This window comes from Nocardioides albertanoniae, assembly GCF_006716315.1.
Classification (GTDB): domain Bacteria; phylum Actinomycetota; class Actinomycetes; order Propionibacteriales; family Nocardioidaceae; genus Nocardioides; species Nocardioides albertanoniae.
The window spans coordinates 220,944-244,669 of the sequence record NZ_VFOV01000001.1 but is presented as its reverse complement, the minus strand read 5'-3'; the positions used below and the strand labels follow the sequence as shown (position 1 = coordinate 244,669).

Sequence of the window (23,726 nt, the reverse complement as noted above, 5' to 3'; positions counted from 1 at the left end):
ACCGGCACCCGGGCCGGTCGGCTCCCGGCCCTCTGGCACGCTGCGCACGAGCCTGCCGTGGTGCCTCCGCGGCGCGACTCCTCATGCGACGCGACAACGAGGTTCTGGGCGCCTATCGTGCGTGCTCGGCTACCGGCGCTGCCCGAGGCATGAACCGCAGGTTCGGGTCGCCGATGGACCGGAGCTGCAGCTCGCGGGTGTCGTACAGGTAGTCCTGCCGGATCCGCCACGGCGCCCGTCTGCCCTGGCGGGGCATCACGGCGTCGCCTCTCTGGATGTAGCCCGACCGCATCGAGGCGCCCATCACCGAGACCTCCTCACGATCGCCAGGCTCCGCCTCGGCCACCACGTGGCCGTAGCCGTTGCGGGCCATGTGCTTGAGCAGGCGGCACAGGTAGGCGGCGGCAAGGTCGGCCTTCAGCGTCCATGACGCGTTGGTGTAGCCCATCACGATCATCGCGTTGGGAAGCCCTTCGACCAGGGTGCCCTTGTAGAGCATCCGCTCGCGAGGGTCGACCAGCTCACCGTCGACCTCGATCCGCATTCCACCCAGCATCTGGATCCGGAGGCCGGTCGCGGTGACGACGATGTCGGCCGGAAGCTCCTCCCCGGAGGCCAGCCGGATGCCGGTCTCGGTGAAGGCGTCGATCGTGTCGGTGACGATCGAGGCCTCGCCGCGGCGCAGGACGGAGAACAGATCGCCGTTCGGCACCACGCACAGCCGCTCGTCCCAGGGGTTGTAGCTCGGCTGGAAGTGCTTCATGTCCACCTCGCTGCCGACCTGGGCTCGGATCGCGGCCAGGATCGCCTTCCGGGCGGCCTTGGGAGCCGTTCGACAGAAGTGGTACATGCCCTGCTGCAGCAGGATGTTGCGGACACGACCGGTGCCGTAGACCGCCCGGCTCGGCACCTTGAGCAGGTTGAAGGCGGCGGAGACCGGGTCGTCGGCAGGGACCGGCACGACGTACGTCGGGGAGCGCTGCAGCATCGTGACGTGCTCGGCCTTCTCGGCCATGTTCGGGACCAGGGTGATCGCGGTGGCGCCGCTACCGATGACGACCACGCGCTTGTCGGTGTGGTCGAGGTCCTCGGGCCAGTGCTGCGGGTGGACGAGCTCGCCCTGGAAACGGTCCTCACCAGGGAAAACAGGTCGGTGCCCCTGGTCGTAGTCGTAGTAGCCGGTCGCGCCCACGAGGAAGTGGCTCGTCCACTCCTCACTCTCACCGGTGGTCTCGTCGAGCGCCGTGGTGGTCCACAGGCCGCGCTCGCTGGACCAGGACGCGGAGACGACCTTGCGACCGAAGTGGGTGTGCCGCGTGACGCCGTACTCGTCGGCGGTCTCCTCGATGTACCCCTTGATGCTCGGGCCGTCGGCCAGCACCTTCGTGCCGTGCCACGGCCGGAACCCGTAGCCGAAGGTGAACATGTCGGAGTCCGACCGGATCCCGGGGTAGCGGAACAGGTCCCAGGTGCCGCCCATCGCCGTACGGCGCTCGAGGATGGCGTACGTCCGGCCCGTCCGTTCGCGGGTCAGCTGGCTGGCGACGCCGACGCCGGACAGGCCGGCTCCGACGATGAGCACGTCGACGTGTCGTCGGGTCATGCTGTCCTCCGAAGGTCCGTGGCCGTCAGGTCCGTGCTCGTCATGTCGTGGGTCGTCGCCAGGATGGTGTCGGCGATCAGGTCGGGGTCGTCCGCCATCGGCACGTGCCCGCAGCCGGGCAGCTCGACGTGGCGGGCTCCTGGCAGGCGCACCCGCGCCTGGCCGGCCTGGTAGGGACGCAGGACCCGGTCCTTGCTGCCCCAGGCGATCGTGATCGGCACGTCCGCCGGCACGGCACCGTCGAACAGGTAGCCGCAGCGGATGATGTCGCGCACGGCCTGCTTGGAGTCCAGCATGTTGCAGAGGTCGTCGTACGCGACCTCCGCCGGGATCGCGGTCGGCCGGGCGGTCAGCCAGCTGAGGCCGAGGGTCCGGCCGACGGGGTGGCGCATCAGCCACGGCGCGACCGGCCTCAGGACGCTCGAGGTCGCGATGACCGAGGCGAACAGCGCCCGCACGTAGGCGAACTCGACGTCGTTGCGCCAGAAGCCTGCCGGGGAGATCGCAGTGACGCTGCGGGCGAGGCCGTGCTTGCTCAGCTCCAGCGAGATCAGCGCACCCAGGCTGTTGCCGACCACGTGCGGACGCTCCAGCCCGGCCGCTGCCATGAACTCCTCCAGCGGCTCGATCAGCGCCTGCCGCGGCGAGCGGCCGTCGGTCACGTGGGCAGGGGACTCACCGTGTCCGGGCAGGTCCACCAGGAACACCTCGTGGTGCTCGGCGAGCCGGTCGACGACCGGGTGCCAGGCCTGGCGGCGATGACCGATGCCATGGATCAGCAGCAGCGGCTCGCCCGAGCCGGCACTCTCGTACGCCAGCACGTCAGACCGCCGCACTGGACGGCTGGGCACGGAAGCGCGCCGCCCGACCGTCGATGCCGAGGGCCCGCCAGACCAGCTTGGCCGGTCCCTTGCGGATTCCCAGGTTGTCGGCCAGGAGGCGTACGTCCGAGAAGAGGTCGCGCAGGAGCTTCTCGGAGTCCTCGGACTTCCACCAGATCTCCTTGGCGACGTCCTTCGGGATGCCCATGTCCTCGCGGGCCTGCCTGCTCGGCACCATGATCACGTCGCACAGGAGCCGCATGACGACCGGGAACAGGTAGGTCAGCGCGCGCCGCTTGACGGGGTTCATCTGGGCCCAGTGGTGCTCGAGGTACTGGTGCGCGAAGCCGATGTGACGCGCCTCCTCGGCGATGTGGATCTGCATGACGCGGTCGATCAGCGGGTGGCTGCCGCCGGCCCGCATGATGCTCTTCTGCAGGTGGTCGATCGGCTCCTCGCCACCGAGGATGCCGACGAAGAAGATCTCGGGAAACCAGGTCCCGGCCGACGTCACCAGCGGAGCCAGCCAGGCGAACCAGCCCGGCGCACCGGCGACGCTGTCGACCCCGGAGTTCTCCACGAACCGGTTGACCGACTCCTGGAACATCTGGATGTGGTGAGTCTCCTCGGTGACCTCGTGCATCGCGTAGCGGAACTCGGGGTTGCCGTCCTTCGCCAGGATCAGGTGGTGCATCACGCCGGCGATGAGCACCTGCTCGAACTGGCGCCCGACCTTCGCGATCTGCGCGTAGCGGTAGACGCCGATCTGGATCTGCCGCTCCTTCGAGAGCGACTTGTACCACTCGTGCCGGCCGATCTCGTCGGCGTCGGTGAGCACGAAGCGCTCGTCGTTCGGGTCGAGGTGGAACTCCGGGTCGTCCCACTTGATGTCCTTGAACGCCTGGAAGTGCTGGTCCACCGAGGCCTCGGAGAGCGTGCGCAGCGTGTCGTAGTAAGACTGTGTTCTCGTTGTCGAACTCATCTCGATCTCCTTCTCAACGGGTGGGGACCGGAAGGGATCGGCTGATGATCTCCTTCATGATCTCGCTGGTGCCGGCGTAGATGCGCTGGACGCGGAGGTCGGTGAAGGCCCGAGCGATCGGGTATTCCTCCATGAAGCCGTAGCCGCCGAAGAGCTGGAGACACTTGTCGACGACGATTCCGGCTCGCTCCGAGCTCCAGTACTTGGCCATCGCCGCGGTCGGGATGTCCAGCTCGCCCTTGACGTGCAGCTCGACGCACTCGTCGATGAAGGAGCGCGCCACCCGCGCCTCGGTCGCGATCTCGGCCATCTCGAACTTGGTGTTCTGGAAGCCGAAGACCGGCCGGCCGAACGCGGTGCGCTCGTTGACGTACCGCATCGTCTCCTCGAAGCAGAACTCCATCGCGGCCACGCTGCCGACGGCCACGATCAGCCGCTCCTGCGGCAGCTGCATCATCAGCTGGACGAACCCGTCGCCCTCCTTGTCGCCGAGCAGGTTCGTGGCCGGGACGCGTACGTCGTCGAAGAAGAGCTCACAGGTGTCCTGCCCCTTCATGCCGATCTTGTCGAGTACCCGGCCGCGGCGGAAGCCCTCGGTGTCGGTCGGGACGATGACCAGGGAGATCCCGGCAGCGGCCTCCTCGGGGTTGGTCTTGACCGCGACCAGCACCATGTCGGCCAGGAGACCGTTGGTGATGAACGTCTTGGCGCCGTTGATGACGTAGTCGTCGCCGTCCTTGATCGCCTTGGTGCGGATGCCCTGCAGGTCGGAGCCGGTGCCGGGCTCGGTCATCGCGATAGCTGAGACCACCTCACCGGAGGCCAGCTTCGGCAGCCACTCGTTCTTCTGGTCCTCGGTGCCGTACGCCAGCAGGTAGTGGGCGACGATCCCGCTGTGCAGCGAGGCACCGAAGGCGGTGTCGCCGACCCGGGCCTGCTCCTCGATCAGCACCGCCTCGTGGGCGAAGGTGCCGCCGCCACCGCCGTACGCCTCGGGGATCGAGAGGCACAGCAGGCCCAGCTCACCGGCCTTGCGCCACAGGTCACGGTCGACGTGCTTGTCGGCGATGTAGGTGTCGATGTTGGGCTTGACCTCCTTCTCGAAGAAGGTCCGGGCAAGGTCGCGAAGGTCGTCGAGGTCCTGATCCATCCAGGGCGAGCGGCGGGACATGCGTGGCCTTTCGGTTGGGTACACGGTGTATCGCGGACATCGTGTCTCACTTATCTCTTGGATACAAGGTGTAGCCAGTAATTTCGCTAAGGTGGCTTCGTGGTTGACGTGGTGAAGTGGGTGGATTCCACCGTGCGGCGCCGCTCGGCGAAGGAGGCGCTCGACAACGACGCGCGGCGCGCCCAGGTCGTCGAGGCGGCCGTGGCCACGATCGAGGAGCTCGGACCGAACGTCGGGATGGCGCAGGTCGCCGAGCGCGCGGGGCTCCCCCGCCCGAACGTCTACCGCCACTTCGCCGGCAAGGAGCAGCTCGACGCCGAGGTCGTCAGGTTCGCGTCCACCGAGCTGATCCGACGCGTACGCCCTCATCTCACCCGCGCCGGGACCCCGCGCGAGGTCGTCGGTGGCGTCATCGAGCCGTGCGTCGCCTGGGCCGACGAGCACCCCAACCTCTACCGGTTCGTCGCGGCCCAGCAGCAGACCAAGGCCCTGCACCGCGCGCGGATGGGACGAACCCGATTCCTCGACGAGCTCGTCGACGCGATGGGTTCCTACCTCCGAGCCTCCGAGGTGAGCGGCACACCCTCCGACGGCATCCTCGCCGGCCTCATGGGCATGGTCGACGCGAGCATCATCTGGTGGCTCGACCACCACGACGAGACCCGGGTCCAGCTCATCGACCGGCTCACCCGGCAGGTGGTCGCGGTGCTCGCCGACATGCTCGACGACCTCGGGTTCGAGGTCCGTGAGGATATGGTCTTCAGGCCTCTCGGCTGATCAGGAACGACGAAGCGTACGTCCGTCGGTCCCTTGGGTTCGTCTCGACGATCCCGCTACGAGGGAACGACCAAAGACCTGGGTCGTCGCCGCCGTCACCGCAGTGCCGTCAGTGGGCCATGTCGACGAAGCGGCTGTAGTGGCCCTGGAAGGCGACGACGAGGTCGCGGGTGGGGCCGTTGCGGTGCTTGGCGATGATCACGTCGGCCTCGCCGGGGCGGGTCGACTCCTTCTCGTAGACGTCGTCGCGGTGGAGGAGCACGACCATGTCGGCGTCCTGCTCGAGCGAACCGGACTCACGAAGGTCGGAGACCATCGGGCGCTTGTCGGAGCGCTGCTCGGAGCCACGGTTGAGCTGGGAGAGCGCGATGATCGGCACCTCGAGCTCCTTGGCCAGCAGCTTGATCTGGCGGGAGAACTCGGAGACCTCGAGCTGGCGGGACTCGACCTTCTTGCCGGAGCTCATCAGCTGGAGGTAGTCGATGACGATGAGCTTGAGGTCGTGGCGCTGCTTGAGCCGACGGGCCTTGGAGCGGATCTCCATCATCGTCATGTTGGGGCTGTCGTCGATGAACATCGGCGCGCTGGAGACCTCACCCATCTTGCGGGCGAGCTTGTTCCAGTCGTCGTCGGACATGTTGCCGTTGCGGATGTGGTTGAGCGGCACCTTCGCCTCGGCCGAGAGGAGACGCATGGTGATCTCGGAGCGGCTCATCTCCAGGCTGAAGAAGACGCTGCTCAGGTTGTTGTGGATCGACGCCGCGCGGCAGAAGTCGAGCGCCAGCGTCGACTTACCCATCGCGGGACGGGCCGCGACGATGATCATCTGGCCGGAGTGGAAACCGTTGGTGAGCTCGTCGAAGTCGGCGAACCCGGTGGGTACGCCGTAGAGGCCGGCCTCACGGTTGGAGATCGCCTCGATCTCGTCGAGGACGCCGTCCATGATGTCGGCCAGCGGCGAGTAGTCCTCACCCGAGCGCTTGTCGGTGAGCTTGAAGACCTCGGCCTGGGCCTCGTCGACGATGTTGTCGACCTCGCCCTCACCGGCGTAGCCGATCTGCACGATCTTGGTGCCGGCCTCGACCAGGCGGCGGAGCACCGACTTCTCGCGCACGATCTCGCCGTAGTAGCCCGCGTTGGCGGCGATCGGCACGTTGGAGGCGAGCGTGTGCAGATAGGGCGCGCCACCGATGCGTTCGAGCTCGGCCTTGCGGCGCAGCTCGTCGGCGACGGTGACCATGTCGGCGGGCTCGCCACGACCGTAGAGATCGATGATCGCGTCGTAGATCGTCTCGTGCATCGGGCGGTAGAAGTCCGCGCCGCGCAGGGTCTCGGAGACGTCGGCGATGGCGTCCTTCGAGATCAGCATCGAGCCGAGGACGGCCTGCTCGGCCGCCATGTCCTGCGGCGGCGTACGGTCGTTCGTCGCGCGGGGAGCGCTGCCGGGCTCGTAGGGGGCCGGGCCGTCGCCCCACTCCTCGAACGGCGGCTCCGGGAAGTCGCTCGGACCGTTCATCGAGCCGGTCTCGCTGACGCTCACTCCCATGCCCCCTCTGTGTCTGCGGATCATCGATCCGGGTCGCTGCTCACGGTACGGAAGAGCACCGACAGTTTCGCCGTGACCAGCCCTGGGCTGCCCTCGGCGACTCCTCAAGTCTCCGCGACCCTACGTCGGCCACCGCATCGACGACAGCCAGTTATCCACAGGCCCTGGGGATAACTGGTGGATAGCGGTGGACGAAACCCCAGTCATTGTGAACAGCCTGGGGAGATGGCTGTGCATAACTGTTGGAGGACATCGTAAAATGGGTGCCTGAACTGCGATTTCGTAGTCACGAGGGTGTGGACGAAAGAAATTTCGTTGACCTTTCAGGTTCCTCGCCGAGATGGCAGTCATCCACCGGGCGTTTTGTCGACATAGCGGCGCAGCGACGTTTTCCACAGGTTTTCCACCTGGTATGGATGACCCAGGATCCTTCCTCGCAGGCATCGCCTTCCACCTCATGGCTCGACGATGCTTAACCTTGAGACCGTGACGAGCCCGACCGACGCGAAGACCCTCTCGAAGACCGACCGTCGCGGACTCGACAAGGAGATCTGGCGACTCGCGATCCCGGCATTCCTGGCGCTGGTCGCCGAGCCGCTGTTCCTGCTCGCCGACTCCGCGATCGTCGGCCATCTCGGCACGCGCGAGCTCGCCGGTCTCGGTGTCGCCGGGGTCGTCCTCCAGACGATCGTCGGGCTCTGCGTCTTCCTCGCGTACGGCACCACAGCATCGGTCGCGCGCCGCATCGGCGCAGGTGACACCGCCGGCGCGCTCCGGCAGGGGATCGACGGCATCTGGCTGGCGGTCATCATCGGGGTCGTCGTCACGATCCCGGTGATGGTCCTCGCCGAGCCGCTCAGCCGAGCCGTCGGCGCCGGCGACGAGGTGGCCGGCACCGCGACCACCTACCTACGGATCGCCGTCGTCGGTGTCACCCCGCTGCTGGTGATGCTCGCGACCACCGGCGTGCTCCGCGGCCTGCAGGACACCCGCACCCCGCTCGTCGCCGCGGTCGTGGGCAACCTGCTCAACATCGTGCTCAATCTGGCGCTGGTCTACGGCGCGGGGCTCGGGATCGCCGGCTCGGCGATCGGTTCGGTGATCGCCCAGCTGCTCGCCGCCGGCCTGCTGACGTACGTCGTCGTGCGGGCGGCCCGCAGGGAGGGAGCGCCGCTGCGCCCCGACCTGCCCGGGATCCGCTCGGCCGCTCGGGCCGGCGTCGCTCTCGTCGTCCGCACGCTGACGCTGCGGGTGGCGCTCCTGGTGACGACGTACGCCGTCACCCATCTGGCCACCGGCGACCAGGCCGTCGGCCTGGCGACCCACCAGATCGCCTTCACGCTGTGGACCTTCCTGGCGTTCGTGCTCGATGCGATCGCGATCGCGGCGCAGGCGCTGACGGGGCGCTCGCTCGGTGCGGGCGACACCTCCGAGACCCGCGCGATCACTGCCCGGATGGTGTGGTGGGGCGTGGTGATCGGGGTCGTGGCCGGAGTGGTCCTGGCAGCTTCTTCGCCCGTGCTCGGCGCGCTCTTCACCGAGGATCGAGCGGTGCGAGAGCTGCTCGTGCCGGTGGTCGTCGTCGCCGCGGCCGCCCAGCCGATCGCGGGCGTGGTCTTCGTGCTCGACGGCGTGCTCATCGGCGCGGGCGACGGGCGCTATCTCGCCTGGGGCGGGATCTGGACGCTGGTCGCCTACGCACCCCTGGTCGCGCTGGCCGTCGCCCTCGGCGGCGGGCTGGTGTGGGTCTGGGTCACCTTTGCGATCTGCTTCATGGGAGCACGGTTCGTCGTGCTCACGCTCAGGGCTCGTTCGGACCGGTGGCTGGTCACCGGCGTCTGAGCGAACCCAGACGCCGGCGACCGGCCGCTCAGATCACGCGTTGCTGGTGACCTGGATGGGGTTGTTGGCCGCGTCGTCCGCGGTGACCGCGTACGTCGCTGCGAAGGAGACCTTGTCACCGTTCGCGATTCCTGCCGTGCCGCACAGGAAGCCAGAGACGTTGGACAGCGTCAACGTGGGCTCGCTCCCCGGAAGGGAGAGCGTGCCGGACGAGTCGCCGTTGGTGTAGGAGCCGCCGACGGAGCCGGTCGCATCGAAGGAGCAGCCCGAGCCGCTGACCTTGGCGGAGATGCCACTGATGGTGCCCGCGGTGGACCCGCCGGCGTCGGTGTCACCGGTGGCGTCGAGCGACCACGTGCCCGATCCGGTGACCGTGAACTCGATGCCCACAGGACCGGTGCAGTCGGTGAACGCGACGCTGGAGCCGTCCAGCTGCGCGATCCCGGTGCCACTGAGTCCTTCGCCCGTGACCGCCGAGCCGGCGATCGAGCTGCCGGTGCAGGTGACCGACGAGCCCGCGGTCTCGTCGTTGAACGTGATCCCGGTGCCCTGACCGCTGAGAGCGACGGTCGACCCGGCCGCCGCCGATCCGGCGCTCAGGTTGTAGCTGGAGGCTGCGAATGCTGCTGGTGAGGCGAGTCCCAGCGCAGCGACCGCTGCGACGGGAACGACGGTGAATCTTGCCAGCTTGGACATGTTTGACATGACACGCTCCTCTGGTGGTGGGGAGGCCGAGAAACCTCGGCCGCGGATCACGCTAGGTGTGACGCGCGTCTCATCGCGAGGGTTCTCGGCAGCGTCCCGCGCTATTTCGTCCATATCAACAACATGTGCTTTGACTTCGCGTCGAGCGGCGGCGTTTGGCGTAGGCCGCCTCCGCCGTCCACCTCGGCAATGCCGTACGCAACGCCCGCATCATCGCGAGCCGAGGACCCGGATCGTTGAGATCCTGCCCGAAGAGCTCGCGCAGCAGGCGTACGCGATAGGCCGCTGTCGAGGGTGGCAGCTCGAGGCGGGCCGCTACGTCAGCCGGCCGGTCGATGCCGTTGTGCAACATGACCTCGAGCGTCTCGCCCAGCACCCATCTGGAATGCGGCTTGATCTTCTCGAGCGGATCCAGTGCTGCTCCACTGTCTTCAACCATCATGAAAGGCGACCTCCCGAATGGTCTTCCAAGGCGGAGCCCCGGTGCCCCGCAGTGGATCAGGTTACTGACACGTAACATCGTTCGGGACGATTCCGGAGAACAGATGTGCACTTGTGTCGAACCTCGCCGCACTCCATCATCGGCCCATGGCGACCGACCCGAAGAGCACCCTGCTGCACTACATCGAGGAACGCCGCGAGGCCCTGATCGCCAAGCTCGACGGTCTCTCCGAGCGGGAGGCGCGCCTGCCGCGTACGCCGACCGGCACCAACCTGATCGGCATCATCAAGCACGTCACCGGGGTCGAGGCGGTCTACCTCGGGGCGACGTTCGGGCGCCCGTTCCCTCACCCGGAGGAGCTGGTCTCCGACGCGCGGCTCGAGGCCGACCCGCAGGCCGACTGGTATGCCACCGAGCACGAGACGGTCGCGGGGATCATCGACCTCTACCGACGGGTCATCGCCCACGGCAACGAGACGATCGACACGCTTCCGCTGGATGCGATCGGGCACGTGCCGCACTGGGAGAACGAGGAGGTCACCCTGCACCAGATCCTGGTGGATCTCTTCGCCGACCTCGCCGGCCACGGCGGCCAGGCCGACATCCTCCGGGAGGCGGCGGACGGTGCGGTCGGCTGGCGCGGGTCGGGCGACAACATCCCGTCGGAGATCGACTGGCCGGCGTACGTCGCCAAGCTGAACGCGCTGGCCGACCGGTTCTGACCGGGCGCGAAAACCGAACAGGCCCGCCTCCCGAAGGAGGCGGGCCTGTCGCGAATCCCTAGATCAAGCGGGGACGACGTTGAGGGCCAGCTTGGCAGACACCTCGTCGTGGAGCTTGATGGAGACCTCGTGGGCACCGAGCGACTTGATCGGGTTGCCCAGCGCGATGGCGCGCTTGTCGATCGACTCGCCGGTGGTCTCGGTGACCGCGGAGGCGATGTCGGCGGCGGTGATGGCGCCGTAGAGGCGGCCGTCCTTGCCGGAGCGGACCTTCACGTTGACCGTGTGGGCCTCGAGCTTGCCCTTGACCTCGGCGGCGTGAGCCTCGTCGCGAACCGAACGAGCCGCACGGGCGACCTTGCTGGCCTCGGCCTGAGCCTCGGCGCCACGGGTCCAACGGACGGCGTCGCCGCGCGGGATCAGGTAGTTACGGGCGTAACCGTCCTTGACCTCGACGATGTCGCCGGCCGAGCCGAGCCCGGTGACTTCCTGCTGAAGGATGATCTTGGTAGCCATGTCAGATCCTCCTCAGCGACCGGTGGAGGTGTAGGGCAGCAGAGCAACCTCGCGGGCGTTCTTGACGGCGATGGCCACGTCGCGCTGGTGCTGGACGCAGTTGCCGGTCACGCGACGCGCACGGATCTTGCCGCGGTCGGAGATGAACTTACGGAGCAGGGTGGCGTCCTTGTAGTCGACGCCGGTCGCCTTCTCCTTGCAGAACTGGCAAACCTTCTTCTTAGGCTTGCGAATCACTGCCTTGGCCATTGTGGTGCTTCCTTTCTAGAAGCCCGGCCCCGCCGCCGATCGGCAGACGGGTTGAGCGCCGGAATGGTTGAGGATTCGGATAATTGCTGGTTGATCAGAAGGGAGGCTCGTCGTTGCCGACGCCCGGGGTCGCCCACGGGTCGTTGGCAGGAGCGCCGCCGCCCTGCGGGCCGCCGGTGTTGGCCGGCTGCTGCGGAGCGGGCGAGGCCCACGGGTCGTTGCCGGCCGGAGCCTGCTGCTGGCCACCACCCTGGGGACCGCCGTAGCCGCCGCCCTGGTTGTAGCCACCAGCGCCACCGCCCTGGTTGTAACCGCCGCCGCCACCCTGGCCGCCGGACTGCCGGCTGGCCTTGGTGACCTTCGCGGTAGCCCACGTCAACGACGGGCCGATCTCGTCGCACTCGAGCTCGAAGACAGTGCGCTTCTCGCCCTCACGCGTCTCGTAGGACCTCGACTTCAGGCGACCCTGAGCGACGACACGCATGCCCCGCTGCAGGGACTCGGCGACGTTCTCCGCGGCCTGGCGCCAGATCGAGCAGCGCAGGAAGAGGGTCTCCCCGTCTTCCCAGCCGTTGCTCTGGCGGTTGAAGCTGCGCGGAGTGGACGCGATGGTGAAGTTGGCAACCGCGGCGCCGGAGGGCGTGAAGCGAAGCTCCGGGTCGTCGGTGAGGTTGCCCACCACGGTGATGATGGTGTCGCCAGCCATGAGATCTCCCTTGGTTCTGATCAGGGTGTCGGTGTCGGTTCAGGAGTTCAGATAATTCGAACGTGCCTCGTCGACCCAAACATAGGGCCGAGCGCCGACAATCCGACGGGGGAACACCCGCGTCACTTGGACGGGCGGATGACCTTCGTACGCAGGATCTGCTCGTTGAGGCCGAACTGGCGGTCGAGCTCCTTGACCGTCTTGGGCTCGGCGGTCAGGTTGATGACCGCGTAGATGCCTTCGGCGTTCTTGTTGACCTCGTAGGCCAGGCGACGACGTCCCCAGACGTCAACGTTCTCGACGGTGCCACCATCAGTGGTGACGACCTTCAGGAACTTGTCAAGGGTCGGGGCGACGGTGCGCTCATCGAGGCTGGGCTCGAGGATCACCATTACTTCATAGGCGCGCATAGCGTTCTCCACCTCCTACGGACTCGGCGGCCATGGTCTCTCCATGGCAGGAGGGCTGATGCGATGTCCCATATCCGTCTGTGGAAAGGGACGCGTCAGGGTATCAACCAGCGGATTCCGTGGCCGAATCCACGGCCTCGACGGTGAACGGCACCGTGATCACGGTGTCGTCGCCGAGCCGGAACTGCGCCCACAGGCGGTAGAGACCAGGCTTCGGTACGTCGAGATGCAGCCCGAGCTCGGGCCCGAAGGTCGTTCCGGGCACGGCAAGCTCGTCGCCTTCGGCGTGGCCGTGCACGAACGTCTCTCCGTCAGCGCTCATGACCACGACGTGGCCGGCTGCGCCGAGGTAAGGTTGTAGATTGTCGACAACCTTCCCGGATCTGTCTTCGAACCGGAAGTGCAGGTCGCTCTGCCGGTCGGCGACCAGGTCGCCTTCGAGCGTGACGGTGACATTGTCGACTGTCGACGATCGCGGCCCGGCCTTCAACGGCACGGCTCCGGGCTGCGTACCTCCGACATCGACGCGCTGCCGGTCGAGCACGTCACCGATGGCGGCGCGGCGTCGGAACTCGGTGTCGACCCGGTAGGTGCCTCCCGCGGGGAAGGTCACGTCGGCCTCGAGCTCGCCCGGTCGGCCCGTCGGCTCGGCGTGCACGTGGCGGAACCAGGAGAGGTCCTGGCTGGTCACGATCACGTGCATCCAGGCCTGGTGGGTGCGACCGAGGTCGGTGATCGGATCGCCGGTCGCGGCATCGGTCACCTCGAACCGGAGGCCGCCCTCGCGCCTGGTGATCGCCACGTCGACGCCGGCGTCGTCGGAGGGAGTCGGGGCGATGTCGACCTCGTGCATCTCGGTCATCGAGGGTCGCATCGGGCTCATCCCCTGCGCCCACTCCAAGGTGCCGTTCATGCCGCGCTGGGCCGGCTCGGTGCGCGACAGGTAGGTCAGCGCGGCGCCGATGGAGAGCGCGATCACGGCTGTGACCAGGAGGTATCCACCGTCGCGCGCCTTGACGAGGAAGCCGCTCCCGGCGTACGCCTCGGGGGTCTCGGGCCGCCGGAAACCGCGCAGGCGCAGCGCGTTGGTCACCACGCTGACCGAGCTCATCGCCATCGCGGCACCGGCGAGGACCGGATCGAGGAGCGCGAGCGCGGCCACGGGGATGAGGAGCACGTTGTAGGCGAACGCCCAGAACAGGCCCTGCTTGATCGTCGCGACCGTGCGGCGGGAGAGCGCGAGCGCGGTCACCACGCCGCGGAGGTCGCCGCCGACCAAGGTGATGTCGGAGGCGGCCAGGGCCACGTCGGTGCCGGTGCCGATCGCGATACCGACGTCGGCCTGGGCCAGCGCGGGGGCGTCGTTGATCCCGTCGCCGACCATGGCGACGACCTTGCCGTCGTCCTGGAGCTGCTGGATGCGCGCGAGCTTCTGCTCGGGCAGCAGGGCACCTTCGGCGTGGCTGACACCGACCTCGTCGGCGACCTTCGCGACCGTCTCGGCCGCGTCGCCGCTGAGGATGTGCACCTCGACGCCCGACTCCTCGAGGAGACGAACGGTGTGCGCCGCCTCCTCGCGCACCTGGTCCTCGACCCGGATCGAGCCGGCGTACGTGCCGTCGACGGCCACCTGCATCGCGCCGTTCTCGGCGACCTCGATGCCTTCCTCGGCCAGCATCGCCGCGTTGCCGACGACCACTCGACGACCGTCCACAACGGCGCTGATCCCGAGCCCCGGGTGTGCCTCGAACGCCGAGACGTCACTTCTGCCGGTCGAGACGTCACTTGTGCGGGTCGAGTGGGCATCGGCTGGTGACCTCTCGACCTGCAGGGGTGACTCTTCGGCCTGCAGGGGTGACGTCTCGGCTGCGGCGGCGCGCGTGCGGATGGCGGTGGCGAGGGGGTGGTCGCTGCCGGTCTCGGCGGCGGCGGCGATCTGTACGAGGGTCTGCGACGTCCAACCAACGGCGGGGACGATCTCGGAGACCTCGGGGCTGCCGTGGGTGATCGTGCCGGTCTTGTCGAAGACGATGGCGGTGACGGAGCGGGCGCGTTCGAGGGTCTCGCCGGACCCGACGAGCACACCGAGCTCGGCCGCCCGGCCCGCGCCGACCATGACGGCGGCGGGCGTGGCCAGACCGAGGGCGCACGGGCAGGCGATGATGAGCACCGCGATCGCGGCGGTGACGGCGCTGGTGAGGCGCTCCGCGTCGGGGCCGAAGACGAGCCACGCGACGAAGGTCAGCGCGGCCACGACCAGCACGGCGGGCACGAACACCGCGGAGACCCGGTCGGCCAGGCGCTGCAGCTTGGTGCCGGAGCCCTGGGCCGACTCGACCATCGCGATGATCTGCGCCAGCGTGGTCTCGGACCCGACCGCGGTCGCCTCGAGCTCGAACGAGCCGGTCTGGTTGATCGTCGCGCCGATGACGATGTCACCCTCGGCCTTCCGGACGGGGTCGCTCTCGCCGGTGAGCATCGACTCGTCGACGTAGGACGACCCCGCGACGACTCGTCCGTCGACCGGGATCTTCTCGCCGGCACGAACGCGGATGCGATCGCCTTCGCGCAGGTTCGCAACCGCGACGGTGACGTCACGACCGCCCCGGACGACCGTGGCGGTCTCGGGCATGAGGCCGACGAGGGCCTTGACCGCGTCCGCCGTACGCGACTTGGCCCGAGCCTCGAGCCAGCGGCCCATCAGCACCAGCGCGACGATGACCAGCGCGGTCTCGAAGTAGAGGTGGAGCGGCAGGCCCCACGCCTCGGCCTGCCCCATCCAGAGGGTCACGAAGGCGCTGTAGGCGAAGGCGATCCCCGTGCCGAGCGTGACCAGGGTGTTCATGTCGACCGCGCCGTGACGCGCACCCCGCACCGCCGTCATATAGATGTCGCGCCCGGCCCACCACTGGGTGACCGCAGCGACCACGAGCACGATCGACATCACCGGCTCCATGGCGTTGACGGGGAGCGGGACGTACATCAGGGCCATCAGGCCGAGGCCCACCGCCAGCGCCGTGATCCAGCGGCGCTTGAGGCGACCGAGCTCCGCGTCGCGTCGTGCCTCCTTGTCGTCCTCGACCGCCGGCTCCTCCGGATTGTCGACAGTCAACGATCTGGTGGAGGCCTGATAGCCCGCCTTCTCGATGGCGGCGCTGATCTCGGCCAGGTCGGTGCGCGCAGGATCGAAGTGCACGAGAGCGGTCTCGGTCGCGAGGTTGACGTTGGCGTCCTCGACGCCCTCGACGCGGCTGATCGCCTTGGTGACGCGGCGTACGCAGCTGGCGCAGGTCATGCCCTCGATCTCGAGCTGCTGCTCGGTGGGAGGCGCGGCGGTGGGGGACATCGGATCAGGCCAGCGAGTAGCCGGCCTCGTCGACGGCCGCACGGATCGCGTCGTCGGAGATCGGCTCGGAAGCGGTGACGGTGACGTTGCCGGAGGCGAGATCGACGTCGACGTTGCTCACGCCGGCGATCTCGGTGATCTCTTCGGTCACCGAAGAGACGCAGTGGCCACAGGTCATGCCGACGACGGTGAAGTTCTGGGTGCTCATGAGGTTCTCCTGGCTAGTAGGATTGTTGACAATCAGGACCGGACGAGGCGAGCGATCGCAGCGGAAGCCTCGGCCAGCTTCTCGTCGGCCTCGTCGCCGCCGGCCTGGACGGCGCCAGCGACACAGTGGCCGAGGTGCTCGTCGAGCAGACCCAGCGCGACCGCCTGGAGCGCCTTCGTCGAGGCGGAGACCTGAGTGAGGATGTCGATGCAGTAGGCCTCGTCCTCGACCATCCGCTGCAGCCCGCGCACCTGACCCTCGATGCGCTTGAGACGCTTGAGATAGGCCTCCTTGTTCTTGTTGTGGAGGTAGCCGTGATCAGCGTGCTCTTCGTGCGCGGTGTGCTCGTCCATGCGATCTACCATACCCCCGTAAGGTATGAAGTCAAGAGGAGAGTGTCGGTAGCGAGCCCTAGACTGATCCCATGGCTGTTGCGATCGGTGCCCACGTAGACCAGACCGACCCCGTCGCCGAGGCGACCGCCCGCGGTGCAGGCCTGGTGCAGTTCTTCCTCGGCGACCCGCAGTCCTACAAGGGCCCGGTGGTGACGTACGCAGAGGGCGCGGCAGCGCTCAAGGCCCGCGCCGAGGAGGCCGGGGTCGACCTCTACGTCCACGCGCCCTACATCATCAACGTCGCGACGACGAACAACCGGATCAGGATCCCGAGCCGCAAGCTCCTCCAGCAGCACATGGACGTCGCCGCCGAGGTCGGCGCCAAGGGCCTGATCGTCCACGGCGGCCACGTGAGCAAGGACGACGACCCCGCGAAGGGCTTCGACAACTGGCGCAAGGCGATCGAGGCGACCGACATCAAGATCCCGCTGCTGATCGAGAACACCGCCGGCGGCGACAACGCGATGGCGCGCTACCTCGACCGCATCGCCGGTGTCTGGGAGGCCATCTCGACCGCCTCCGGTTTCGAGGAGGTCGGCTTCTGCCTCGACACCTGCCACGCCCACGCCGGCGGCAACCCGCTCGAGACGGTCGTCGACGACGTCCGCAAGATCACCGGACGCATCGACCTGGTCCACTGCAACGACTCCCGCGACGAGTTCGACTCCGGTGCCGACCGCCACACCAACTTCGGCTCCGGCCGCATCGACCCCGACCTGCTGGCGGGTGTCGTCCGCGACGCCGACGCCCCGGTCATCTGCGAGACCCCGGGCGGCGCCGAGGAGCACATCAGCGACTTCGCCTGGCTCCGCGAACGCCTCTGAGCAGGGGGCCGAAGAAGACGCCGGAGAAGGCCCTGTGCCGGGCCTGAGAGGCCGCTGAAGAATCGGCGTGAAGGCCCGTTGACCGGGACTGCCGACTATGACCCCGGGGCGCGATTGTCATATCGTTATCCGAATGAGTTCGAACTGGCGCGCCGATGTTCAGGGTCTCCGTGCCGTCGCTGTCGGTCTGGTGATCGCAGGGCACGCGGGGCTCTCAGGGTTCGAGGGCGGTTTCATCGGAGTGGACGTCTTCTTCGTCCTTTCCGGGTTCCTGATCACCACGCTGCTGCTGCGGGAGACAGACCGCAGCGGTCGAGTCAGCATCAGCCAGTTCTACGCGCGACGCGCCCGCCGCATCCTGCCGGCGGCGACCGCGACCATGCTGGTCGTGCTCGCCTACAGCGCGATCGTGCTTCCCCAGACGCTCACCGACGAGATCGCCGGTGATGCGGGCTGGGCGGCGGTCTTCCTGGCCAACGTCCACTTCGCCAAGGAAGCGGTCGACTACTTCTCCAGCTCCGCACCGTCGCCGTTCCAGCACTACTGGTCGCTCTCGGTCGAGGAGCAGTTCTACGTCGTCTGGCCGCTGCTGATCCTGGCTGTCGCGCTGTGGATCCCGAAGAAGCTGCGCCGTCGGGCGATCACCGCGCTCGCCGGACTGGTGGCGGCGGTCAGCCTCGCCTGGTCGATCCACCTCACCGCCACCGAGCCGGCGACGGCCTACTTCTCGACCCCGGCCCGCGCCTTCGAGCTCGCCGCCGGCGCCCTGCTCGCCTGCGTCATCGGTCGCCTGCAGATCACGACGAGCTCACCCAGGCGCGGACGCCTCGTCGCGGCCGGCCTCGGCTTCGCGGGCATCGGCACCCTGGTCTACGCCACCGTGAGCTTCAGCGACGCGACCCCGTTCCCCGGCTGGCACGCGCTGGTGCCGGTCGGCGCCACCGTCGCCCTGCTGATCGCCGGCCCCGACACCCCGACCGGCTGGCTGCTCTCCAAGCAGCCCTTCCGCTACCTGGGTGACATCTCGTTCAGCCTCTACCTGTGGCACTGGCCGATCCTGATCCTCGGCCCCGACGCGATCCCCGGCGGCGGCACCCGCCAGCTGCTGATCATGCTGGCGCTCACCCTGGCGGCCTCCGCGGCGAGCTACCACTTCATCGAGATGCCGTTCCAGCGTCACAAGATCCCGCATCTCACCAAGGGCCGCCGCGCCCTCGCGCTCTGGCCGGCCGCCGCTGCGCTCGCCCTGGTCGCGGGCACGAGCTCGCAGGCGTACGCCGGCTATCAGGTCGACGTCGCCAAGGCGAGCGCGAAGGAGTGGTTCGCCGACAACCCCGACGTGCTCGAGACCGACGACAAGCCTGTGCCCGGCGTGCTGAAGACGACGGTCAAGGCTGCCGAGGAGGGCGCGCCGCTGCCTCCGAAGGTCGAGTTCGACGCCAAGGACTCCTGGGCCGAGCGCGACGGCTACTGCTACGTCGGCTACGGCGAGACCCAGCTCGAAGACAAGTGCGCCTACGGCGACACCAAGGCCAAGCGCACCGTGGCCGTCGTCGGCGACTCCCACATCGGCATGTGGATGCCGGCGCTCGACACCCTCGCCGAGCAGCAGCACGTGAAGCTCGTCCCGTTCGTGAAGCTCGGCTGCGCTGCCTACGGCGTGAAGCAGAAGTCGTCGAAGATGTCGGTCGAGGAGTGTGAGGACTTCCGCACGTGGACCGACAAGAAGATCGCCGAGCTCGACCCCGACACGATCGTCGTCGGCTCCCGCGGCATGCTCGACATGAAGAAGCGTGACGGCGTCTCCACCGAGGAGCAGTGGCGCGAGGGCGTGCGCGACGTGGTCGGCTCCTTCGAGACGATCACCCGCGACGTACGCGTCTTCGCCGACGTCCCCGCCGTCGACAACGACCCCGGCGAGTGCCTCTCCGACGCCCGCAACCTCCTCGAGGACTGTGTCGTGAAGGCCAACGGCACCGAGGTCGACTCCAACGACGTGACCCGCGAGGCGATCAAGGACACCCCGGCCGACTACGTCGACATCGTCGACCTGGTCTGCACCGAGCGCTGCCCGCTCGTGGTCGGCGACGTGGTCACCTACTACGACGACTCCCACATCACCGCGACCTGGGTCGACCGGGTCACCCCCGCGCTCGGCAAGCGCCTCGGCCGCCTGGACCGTTCCGCGTAGAACACATATCAGTTCTGCGCACGCGGCCCATTGCCCATGCGGTGACGGCACGGAAGAATTGAAAGTTGCCGGGTGGGGCGGCGTCCCCCCACCACCCCACCCGGTCCCACCGTCACAGGCCGCGCGGCGCAGGTCGGGCATCCCCCTAGCGCCCGTCCCGCACCGCGGCCCGGAACCGCGAGCCCTCCCCCGAAGACCTGCGGCGTCAACGCCCGAGCCGATTTCCCCCGAATATCGCCCCGGACAGCCTCTAGGAGAACTCTCCGTTCGCCTTGATACGTGTCGATCTAGAAAATGTTCAAGGATCTCAGGCGCCGGGTGCAGCTGTCTCCCAGAGTGCGCTGATGGGCACGGCCCGAAGCTTGGGCCCGAACGAGATCGTGCGAGGTCCGGTGTGCAAGAGGTAGCCGCCGAGGAAGTCGTCGCCGGTGCGTTCCTGGAGGTGTCGGAGGCCGCGGAAGTCTTCTGCGCGTGGCGTGGAGGTGGCCTTGATCTCGATGCCGACGATCTCGAAAGCCGGAGTCTCCAGGACGATGTCGACCTCGACGTTGTCCTTGGTGCGGTAGTGGTACATCTCCGCGCCAGACTCGGACCAGGTCAACTGGCGGGCGAGCTCCATGGCCACGAATCCTTCCAGGAGTCCGCCGAGCTCACCGTCCTGGCGGGCGAGCGCATCAGGGTTCTGGCGTAGGACCGCGGCGGCGACGCCGGAGTCGACCAAGGCGACCTTCGGGGTTCGTACGGTCCGAGTGGTGGTGTTGCGTGCCCACGCAGGGATCTGGCGGATGAGGAAGACCTCCTCCATCAGCGCGAGATAGTGCTCCACCGTCGACCGCGAGATCTGGAGCAGAGCAGCAAGCTTGGCAGGCTGGAGGAGCTGCCCGGAACGCGCTGCGACGAGGTTGAGGAGTCGGCGCATCTCCCGGCCATGCTGGATCTCCGAAAGCTGGACCACATCGCGGTTGATCAGGTCGGCGACGTACGCATCGTGGAAGCTGCGCCTACGGCGCCCCTCCCGCGCGACGGCTTCAGGGAAACCACCGCGTACGACGCGCTCGACGTAGTCGCGACGGGCCAGGTCGGAGTCGTGGCGGATCTCGGTGTCAGGGTCGAGGATGGCGTCGACGAAGCCGTCCGGGGCGTCGTCGATCTCGCCCTGGGACAACGGCCACAGCGTGATCGTCTCCATCCGACCGACCAGCGTGTCGGGGAGGTTCTGGAGGCCGAGCACGCGGGCGGAGCCCGTGAGCAGGAACCGTCCGGGTACGAACTCACGGTCGACCAGCTCCTTGATCGGCAGCAGCACCTCCGGATTGCGCTGGACCTCGTCGATCACCATCCTCGGCGCCAGATTGACGAACTCGACCGGGTCGCGGCGGGCGCCGTTGAGGGTGTCCGGGCTGTCGAAGGAGTACCACGCCATGTCGCGGTCCCTCGCGACCTGGGCAACGAGCGTGCTCTTGCCTGCTTGGCGGGCGCCGTTGACGAGTACCACCCTGGTGTCGGAAAGAGCCTCGACCAGCCTGCTCTCCGCATGACGCGGGACGATGCGTCCGATCGGAGACTGATTTACCTTCACCATGCCCCCATCATGACCCGGCGTCCAGCATTTAGCCAGGTGACTCACCCGCATCTAGCCGATGATATTGCCCGCATATAGCCGCTCATCGCGCCCGCATCTAGCCGCATGACGGGTCGAGCGAAAAGGCGAGAACACTTCCCGCCCGAACCCCTTCCCCACGCTCAGATTCCACGACCGCACGGGGGGTGCCCGCACTGAAGGCACGCGCGTTCCTCGCAGCGGCCACCTCGGTCACCTGAGCCCACGCGGATGGGAGGACCTGTTGGATCCTCACTCCTCTACGAGATCTCGGGTTCTTTACGAGAAGCAGACGAACGGGGCCGGAGGTGCGTCGGCGGTGGCAGCGGGGAGAGACTCGGCGAGGGCCTCGGCGGGGGCGAGCCCCTTCGCGAGGGCGCCGTGGAGACGGCTGAAGACGTCGTACGCTGCCTCGTCGGCAACCACTGCGGGCGAGGCGATCACGGCGCGGGCGCCGGCATGGAGCCAGGCGCTGACGAGGCCGATCAGCTCCTCGCCCCAGCGTACGTTCGACCGGCCGACCTCGCAGGCGGAGAGGAGCACGACGTCGGGGACGGCGGCGAGGCCATCGATGTCGTAGCCGAACCAGGTGCCGTCGGCGAGCTCGAGGCCGGAGAAGAGCGGGTTGTCGGCGGAGTGGTGGCCGTGGGCGGCGAGGTGGAGCACGTCGACCTCGGCCGCCAGCGTGGAGACGGCGGTCGCGGTGGCGTCCGCGCCCGTGAGGGTGTGCGCGTCGGACCACGCGGTGGCGCTCTGGGCGACCTCGTCGGCGGCCCGCATGACTCGTGGGCCGGCGACGAACCCGGCCGACGCGGTGCGTAGCGGGGTGTCGGCGCGGGCCAGCCAGGCCGTGGCGCTCTGGGCGACGGTGACCGGGCGACCGGTGAAGCCGGGCAGCAACGTCCACGGCACCGCGGCCAGCACGGCGGAGGGAGTGAGCACGACCGCGCGGTCACCGACCTGCTCGAGGATCGGCGCGACGAGCAGCTCCGCGAGCCGCTGGAGCCGGGCGGCCAGGTCGCCCCGTACGGCGGCTCCGAGCGCGCCCGGAAGATCGCTCGCGGCGACGTCGAGATCCGGCAGCAGACCACCCAGGAGAGACCTCAGCGCGGCCTGGTCGCCGAGGTCGATCCGGGTGGCGCCGTCCGCGGTCACCACGATCGCGACCAGGCGTCCGGCGGCCATGACGTAGGCGACGAGGGCATGCTCACCGATGCGTTCGCGCAGGTCAGCCAGGGAGATCGGCTCAGACACCTGGCCAGATCCCTTGACCCGCCAGGCGCGCTGCCGGATCTGCTCGCGCAGCTCGGTCTCCCGCTCGGGAGTGACCTCGCTGCGGAGCTCGGCCAGGTCGGCAACGAGCTGCGGATCGGACGGGGGCCGCACCGGCTGCACCCGCGAGGCCAGCATCCGGGCCCGTTCGGACCACTCGAAGAGCACCTCGGTCTCGCCGGACTCGACGGCAAGCTCCAGGCCACGCTTCGCCAGCGTGCGGCCGTGACCGGTCACATTCGTCTGCAGGTCGAGACTGCCGAACGAGCTCTGCCACAGATGGAAGTCGTCGAGACCGGCTCTGAGCTCACGGAGCCCCGCCACCGGACGGCCCGCGACGACCGCGAGCTCGGCCCGGTGCTCCCGCTCCAGCAGGCGAACATCGATGGGCGCATCGGGTGGCACCGGACCGATGACCCTGCCGCTCGCCCGCCTCGTCGGCAGGCCGGCGTTGCCCGCCGAGCGGATGCGCGCGAGCCTGGCCTGGATGCGCACCCGCACGGCCGGCCAGCTCAGACCCTGCTCCTCGAGCGGCCCCGCCAGCGCCTCGCCGTCCTCGCTCGGATCGGCACCCGCGATCACCGCCGCCTCGAACGCCACCGCCCGCGCCCGCAGCGCCAGCCCCGGCGCCCGCGCCTCCTCGAACCAGCCCAGCGCCGACCGCGCCACCCGCTCCGCCTCCGCCGGGTCCGTCGCGACCAGGTGTGAGGCCAGCACCAGCTCGGCCTCCCCCTGCCGCTGCCGCTGCCCCTTCGATCCGTACGCCTCAGCCGCCTGCCGCAGCATCTCGCCGCCCTGCCGCGTCAAACCCGCCGCCATCAGCACCTCGGCCCTGTCGGCGTCACAGACCGCCCTCACGAGTGGCCCTGCGGCGGCCTGAAGTTCGTACGACGACTCCATCAACGCCAGTGCGCCGACAAGATCGCCGGAGAGGAAGAGCGCGTAGGCACGATTGTGTTCGGCTTTCGCAGCAGAGACCTCTTCCCCAGCCGCACGAAAGTTAACGGCTGCAGCCTCGAAGTCTGCTGCGGCAAGTGCAATGTCGTGTCGGTCCAGGTGAACGGTCCCCCTATTCAGGTGGGCTTTTGCCAGGTCAGAGCTGTTCTCCAGAGCGTCAATCGACTCGTCAAAGGCCGCTAGCGCAGCGTTGGCACGCCCTGCGCGACGCAACAATGTTGCCCGCTGTTGAAGCAAAGCTCCCCGCGTCTCACTGGCAAGACCGTCAAACCGAAGGGCCCGATCACATAGCGCGAGCGCACGATCGAGGTCAGTTTCATCAGCCGCTATATACGCCAGTGTCGACTCGATACGAGCCAGCAACGCGGGGTCCGTAGCTGACGTCAGCGCACGTTCGAGAATGCTCTTCGCATCGTCGACTCTTCCCGAACTGAGCACCGC

At 68.3% G+C, this 23,726-nt stretch carries 21 protein-coding genes; 5 read left to right on the top strand and 16 right to left on the bottom strand.

The window, feature by feature from the left end; all coding sequences use genetic code 11:
* Positions 1–112 precede the first annotated feature (112 nt).
* Genes FB381_RS01145 through FB381_RS01130 form a run of 4 tightly spaced genes read right to left on the bottom strand, consistent with a single transcriptional unit; the run spans position 113 to position 4,577 of the window.
* Complete coding sequence (locus FB381_RS01145) at positions 113–1,603, bottom strand: flavin-containing monooxygenase (RefSeq protein ID WP_141778588.1); 1,491 nt, start codon at positions 1,601–1,603, stop codon at positions 113–115.
* Positions 1,600–2,454 carry an alpha/beta fold hydrolase gene (locus tag FB381_RS01140; RefSeq protein WP_141778587.1) on the bottom strand — a complete coding sequence of 285 codons (855 nt, stop codon included), beginning with the start codon at positions 2,452–2,454 and terminating at the stop codon, positions 1,600–1,602. The genes FB381_RS01145 and FB381_RS01140 overlap by 4 nt, the downstream gene beginning before the upstream one ends.
* Positions 2,426–3,406 carry an AurF N-oxygenase family protein gene (locus FB381_RS01135; protein ID WP_141778586.1) on the bottom strand — a complete coding sequence of 327 codons (981 nt, stop codon included), beginning with the start codon at positions 3,404–3,406 and terminating at the stop codon, positions 2,426–2,428. The genes FB381_RS01140 and FB381_RS01135 overlap by 29 nt, the downstream gene beginning before the upstream one ends.
* Before the next feature lie 13 nt (positions 3,407–3,419).
* A complete protein-coding gene (locus FB381_RS01130) occupies positions 3,420–4,577 on the bottom strand; it encodes an acyl-CoA dehydrogenase family protein (protein ID WP_141778585.1) in 1,158 nt (385 codons plus the stop codon).
* 99 nt (positions 4,578–4,676) lie between these two features.
* Between FB381_RS01130 and FB381_RS01125 the strand changes: the two genes are divergently transcribed.
* Positions 4,677–5,354, top strand: a complete 678-nt coding sequence (locus FB381_RS01125; protein WP_141778584.1) for a TetR/AcrR family transcriptional regulator — start codon at positions 4,677–4,679, stop codon at positions 5,352–5,354.
* A gap of 109 nt (positions 5,355–5,463) precedes the next feature.
* Here the strand turns inward: FB381_RS01125 and dnaB are convergent, their stop codons facing one another.
* Positions 5,464–6,870, bottom strand: coding sequence for a replicative DNA helicase (gene dnaB, locus FB381_RS01120; RefSeq protein WP_425465454.1), 1,407 nt, complete (start codon positions 6,868–6,870; stop codon positions 5,464–5,466).
* A gap of 516 nt (positions 6,871–7,386) precedes the next feature.
* Here dnaB and FB381_RS01115 point away from each other — a divergent pair.
* A complete protein-coding gene (locus FB381_RS01115) occupies positions 7,387–8,742 on the top strand; it encodes an MATE family efflux transporter (protein WP_211352294.1) in 1,356 nt (451 codons plus the stop codon).
* 33 nt (positions 8,743–8,775) lie between these two features.
* Here FB381_RS01115 and FB381_RS01110 read toward each other — a convergent pair whose 3' ends face one another.
* Both FB381_RS01110 and FB381_RS01105 read right to left on the bottom strand, forming a co-directional pair.
* Positions 8,776–9,447 (bottom strand): hypothetical protein, encoded by a 672-nt coding sequence (locus tag FB381_RS01110; RefSeq protein WP_141778581.1) that lies wholly within the window; start codon positions 9,445–9,447, stop codon positions 8,776–8,778.
* Positions 9,448–9,562: 115 nt separating this feature from the next.
* The gene (locus tag FB381_RS01105; protein WP_211352293.1) at positions 9,563–9,886 is read right to left on the bottom strand and encodes a helix-turn-helix domain-containing protein; all 324 of its coding nucleotides are present in this window, start codon (positions 9,884–9,886) and stop codon (positions 9,563–9,565) included.
* 149 nt (positions 9,887–10,035) lie between these two features.
* Here FB381_RS01105 and FB381_RS01100 point away from each other — a divergent pair, with 149 nt between their 5' ends.
* Positions 10,036–10,611 carry a DinB family protein gene (locus FB381_RS01100; protein ID WP_141778580.1) on the top strand — a complete coding sequence of 192 codons (576 nt, stop codon included), beginning with the start codon at positions 10,036–10,038 and terminating at the stop codon, positions 10,609–10,611.
* A 63-nt stretch (positions 10,612–10,674) separates the two neighbouring features.
* Here the strand turns inward: FB381_RS01100 and rplI are convergent, their stop codons facing one another.
* The 7 genes from rplI to FB381_RS01065 form a co-directional block, all read right to left on the bottom strand.
* Positions 10,675–11,127 (bottom strand): 50S ribosomal protein L9, encoded by a 453-nt coding sequence (gene rplI / locus FB381_RS01095; RefSeq protein WP_141778579.1) that lies wholly within the window; start codon positions 11,125–11,127, stop codon positions 10,675–10,677.
* A gap of 12 nt (positions 11,128–11,139) precedes the next feature.
* Entirely contained in the window at positions 11,140–11,376 is a 237-nt protein-coding gene (rpsR, locus tag FB381_RS01090; RefSeq protein ID WP_008355445.1) for a 30S ribosomal protein S18, read from the bottom strand.
* A 94-nt stretch (positions 11,377–11,470) separates the two neighbouring features.
* Entirely contained in the window at positions 11,471–12,082 is a 612-nt protein-coding gene (locus tag FB381_RS01085; protein ID WP_141778578.1) for a single-stranded DNA-binding protein, read from the bottom strand.
* Positions 12,083–12,204: 122 nt separating this feature from the next.
* Complete coding sequence (rpsF, locus tag FB381_RS01080) at positions 12,205–12,492, bottom strand: 30S ribosomal protein S6 (protein ID WP_141778577.1); 288 nt, start codon at positions 12,490–12,492, stop codon at positions 12,205–12,207.
* Positions 12,493–12,595: 103 nt separating this feature from the next.
* On the bottom strand, positions 12,596–15,838 hold the full coding sequence (locus FB381_RS01075; RefSeq protein WP_141778576.1) for a heavy metal translocating P-type ATPase: 3,243 nt from the start codon (positions 15,836–15,838) through the stop codon (positions 12,596–12,598).
* Between the two features lie 4 nt (positions 15,839–15,842).
* Entirely contained in the window at positions 15,843–16,046 is a 204-nt protein-coding gene (locus FB381_RS01070; RefSeq protein WP_141778575.1) for a heavy-metal-associated domain-containing protein, read from the bottom strand.
* A 32-nt stretch (positions 16,047–16,078) separates the two neighbouring features.
* A complete protein-coding gene (locus tag FB381_RS01065; protein ID WP_141778574.1) occupies positions 16,079–16,399 on the bottom strand; it encodes a metal-sensitive transcriptional regulator in 321 nt (106 codons plus the stop codon).
* Positions 16,400–16,470: 71 nt separating this feature from the next.
* Here FB381_RS01065 and FB381_RS01060 point away from each other — a divergent pair, with 71 nt between their 5' ends.
* A complete protein-coding gene (locus tag FB381_RS01060) occupies positions 16,471–17,265 on the top strand; it encodes a deoxyribonuclease IV (protein WP_141778573.1) in 795 nt (264 codons plus the stop codon).
* A gap of 133 nt (positions 17,266–17,398) precedes the next feature.
* The gene (locus tag FB381_RS01055; protein ID WP_141778572.1) at positions 17,399–19,456 is read left to right on the top strand and encodes an acyltransferase family protein; all 2,058 of its coding nucleotides are present in this window, start codon (positions 17,399–17,401) and stop codon (positions 19,454–19,456) included.
* Between the two features lie 307 nt (positions 19,457–19,763).
* Here FB381_RS01055 and FB381_RS01050 read toward each other — a convergent pair whose 3' ends face one another.
* Positions 19,764–21,038, bottom strand: a complete 1,275-nt coding sequence (locus tag FB381_RS01050; RefSeq protein ID WP_211352292.1) for an ATP-binding protein — start codon at positions 21,036–21,038, stop codon at positions 19,764–19,766.
* Between the two features lie 297 nt (positions 21,039–21,335).
* Positions 21,336–23,186: a CHAT domain-containing protein gene (locus FB381_RS01045; RefSeq protein WP_141778571.1), complete on the bottom strand. Its 1,851-nt coding sequence runs from the start codon at positions 23,184–23,186 to the stop codon at positions 21,336–21,338.
* Between the last annotated feature and the right edge of the window lie 540 nt (positions 23,187–23,726).

What these genes read in the sequence shown, in the direction of transcription:
- FB381_RS01145 (WP_141778588.1), bottom strand. Translation starts at nt 1,603, where the DNA reads ATGACCCGACGACACGTCGACGTGCTCATCGTCGGAGCCGGCCTGTCC.
- FB381_RS01135 (WP_141778586.1), bottom strand. Translation starts at nt 3,406, where the DNA reads ATGAGTTCGACAACGAGAACACAGTCTTACTACGACACGCTGCGCACG.
- FB381_RS01130 (WP_141778585.1), bottom strand. Translation starts at nt 4,577, where the DNA reads ATGTCCCGCCGCTCGCCCTGGATGGATCAGGACCTCGACGACCTTCGC.
- dnaB (WP_425465454.1), bottom strand. Translation starts at nt 6,870, where the DNA reads ATGAACGGTCCGAGCGACTTCCCGGAGCCGCCGTTCGAGGAGTGGGGC.
- FB381_RS01110 (WP_141778581.1), bottom strand. Translation starts at nt 9,447, where the DNA reads ATGTCAAACATGTCCAAGCTGGCAAGATTCACCGTCGTTCCCGTCGCA.
- FB381_RS01105 (WP_211352293.1), bottom strand. Translation starts at nt 9,886, where the DNA reads ATGGTTGAAGACAGTGGAGCAGCACTGGATCCGCTCGAGAAGATCAAG.
- FB381_RS01100 (WP_141778580.1), top strand. Translation starts at nt 10,036, where the DNA reads ATGGCGACCGACCCGAAGAGCACCCTGCTGCACTACATCGAGGAACGC.
- rplI (WP_141778579.1), bottom strand. Translation starts at nt 11,127, where the DNA reads ATGGCTACCAAGATCATCCTTCAGCAGGAAGTCACCGGGCTCGGCTCG.
- rpsR (WP_008355445.1), bottom strand. Translation starts at nt 11,376, where the DNA reads ATGGCCAAGGCAGTGATTCGCAAGCCTAAGAAGAAGGTTTGCCAGTTC.
- FB381_RS01085 (WP_141778578.1), bottom strand. Translation starts at nt 12,082, where the DNA reads ATGGCTGGCGACACCATCATCACCGTGGTGGGCAACCTCACCGACGAC.
- rpsF (WP_141778577.1), bottom strand. Translation starts at nt 12,492, where the DNA reads ATGCGCGCCTATGAAGTAATGGTGATCCTCGAGCCCAGCCTCGATGAG.
- FB381_RS01075 (WP_141778576.1), bottom strand. Translation starts at nt 15,838, where the DNA reads ATGTCCCCCACCGCCGCGCCTCCCACCGAGCAGCAGCTCGAGATCGAG.
- FB381_RS01070 (WP_141778575.1), bottom strand. Translation starts at nt 16,046, where the DNA reads ATGAGCACCCAGAACTTCACCGTCGTCGGCATGACCTGTGGCCACTGC.
- FB381_RS01065 (WP_141778574.1), bottom strand. Translation starts at nt 16,399, where the DNA reads ATGGACGAGCACACCGCGCACGAAGAGCACGCTGATCACGGCTACCTC.
- FB381_RS01060 (WP_141778573.1), top strand. Translation starts at nt 16,471, where the DNA reads ATGGCTGTTGCGATCGGTGCCCACGTAGACCAGACCGACCCCGTCGCC.
- FB381_RS01055 (WP_141778572.1), top strand. Translation starts at nt 17,399, where the DNA reads ATGAGTTCGAACTGGCGCGCCGATGTTCAGGGTCTCCGTGCCGTCGCT.
- FB381_RS01050 (WP_211352292.1), bottom strand. Translation starts at nt 21,038, where the DNA reads ATGGTGAAGGTAAATCAGTCTCCGATCGGACGCATCGTCCCGCGTCAT.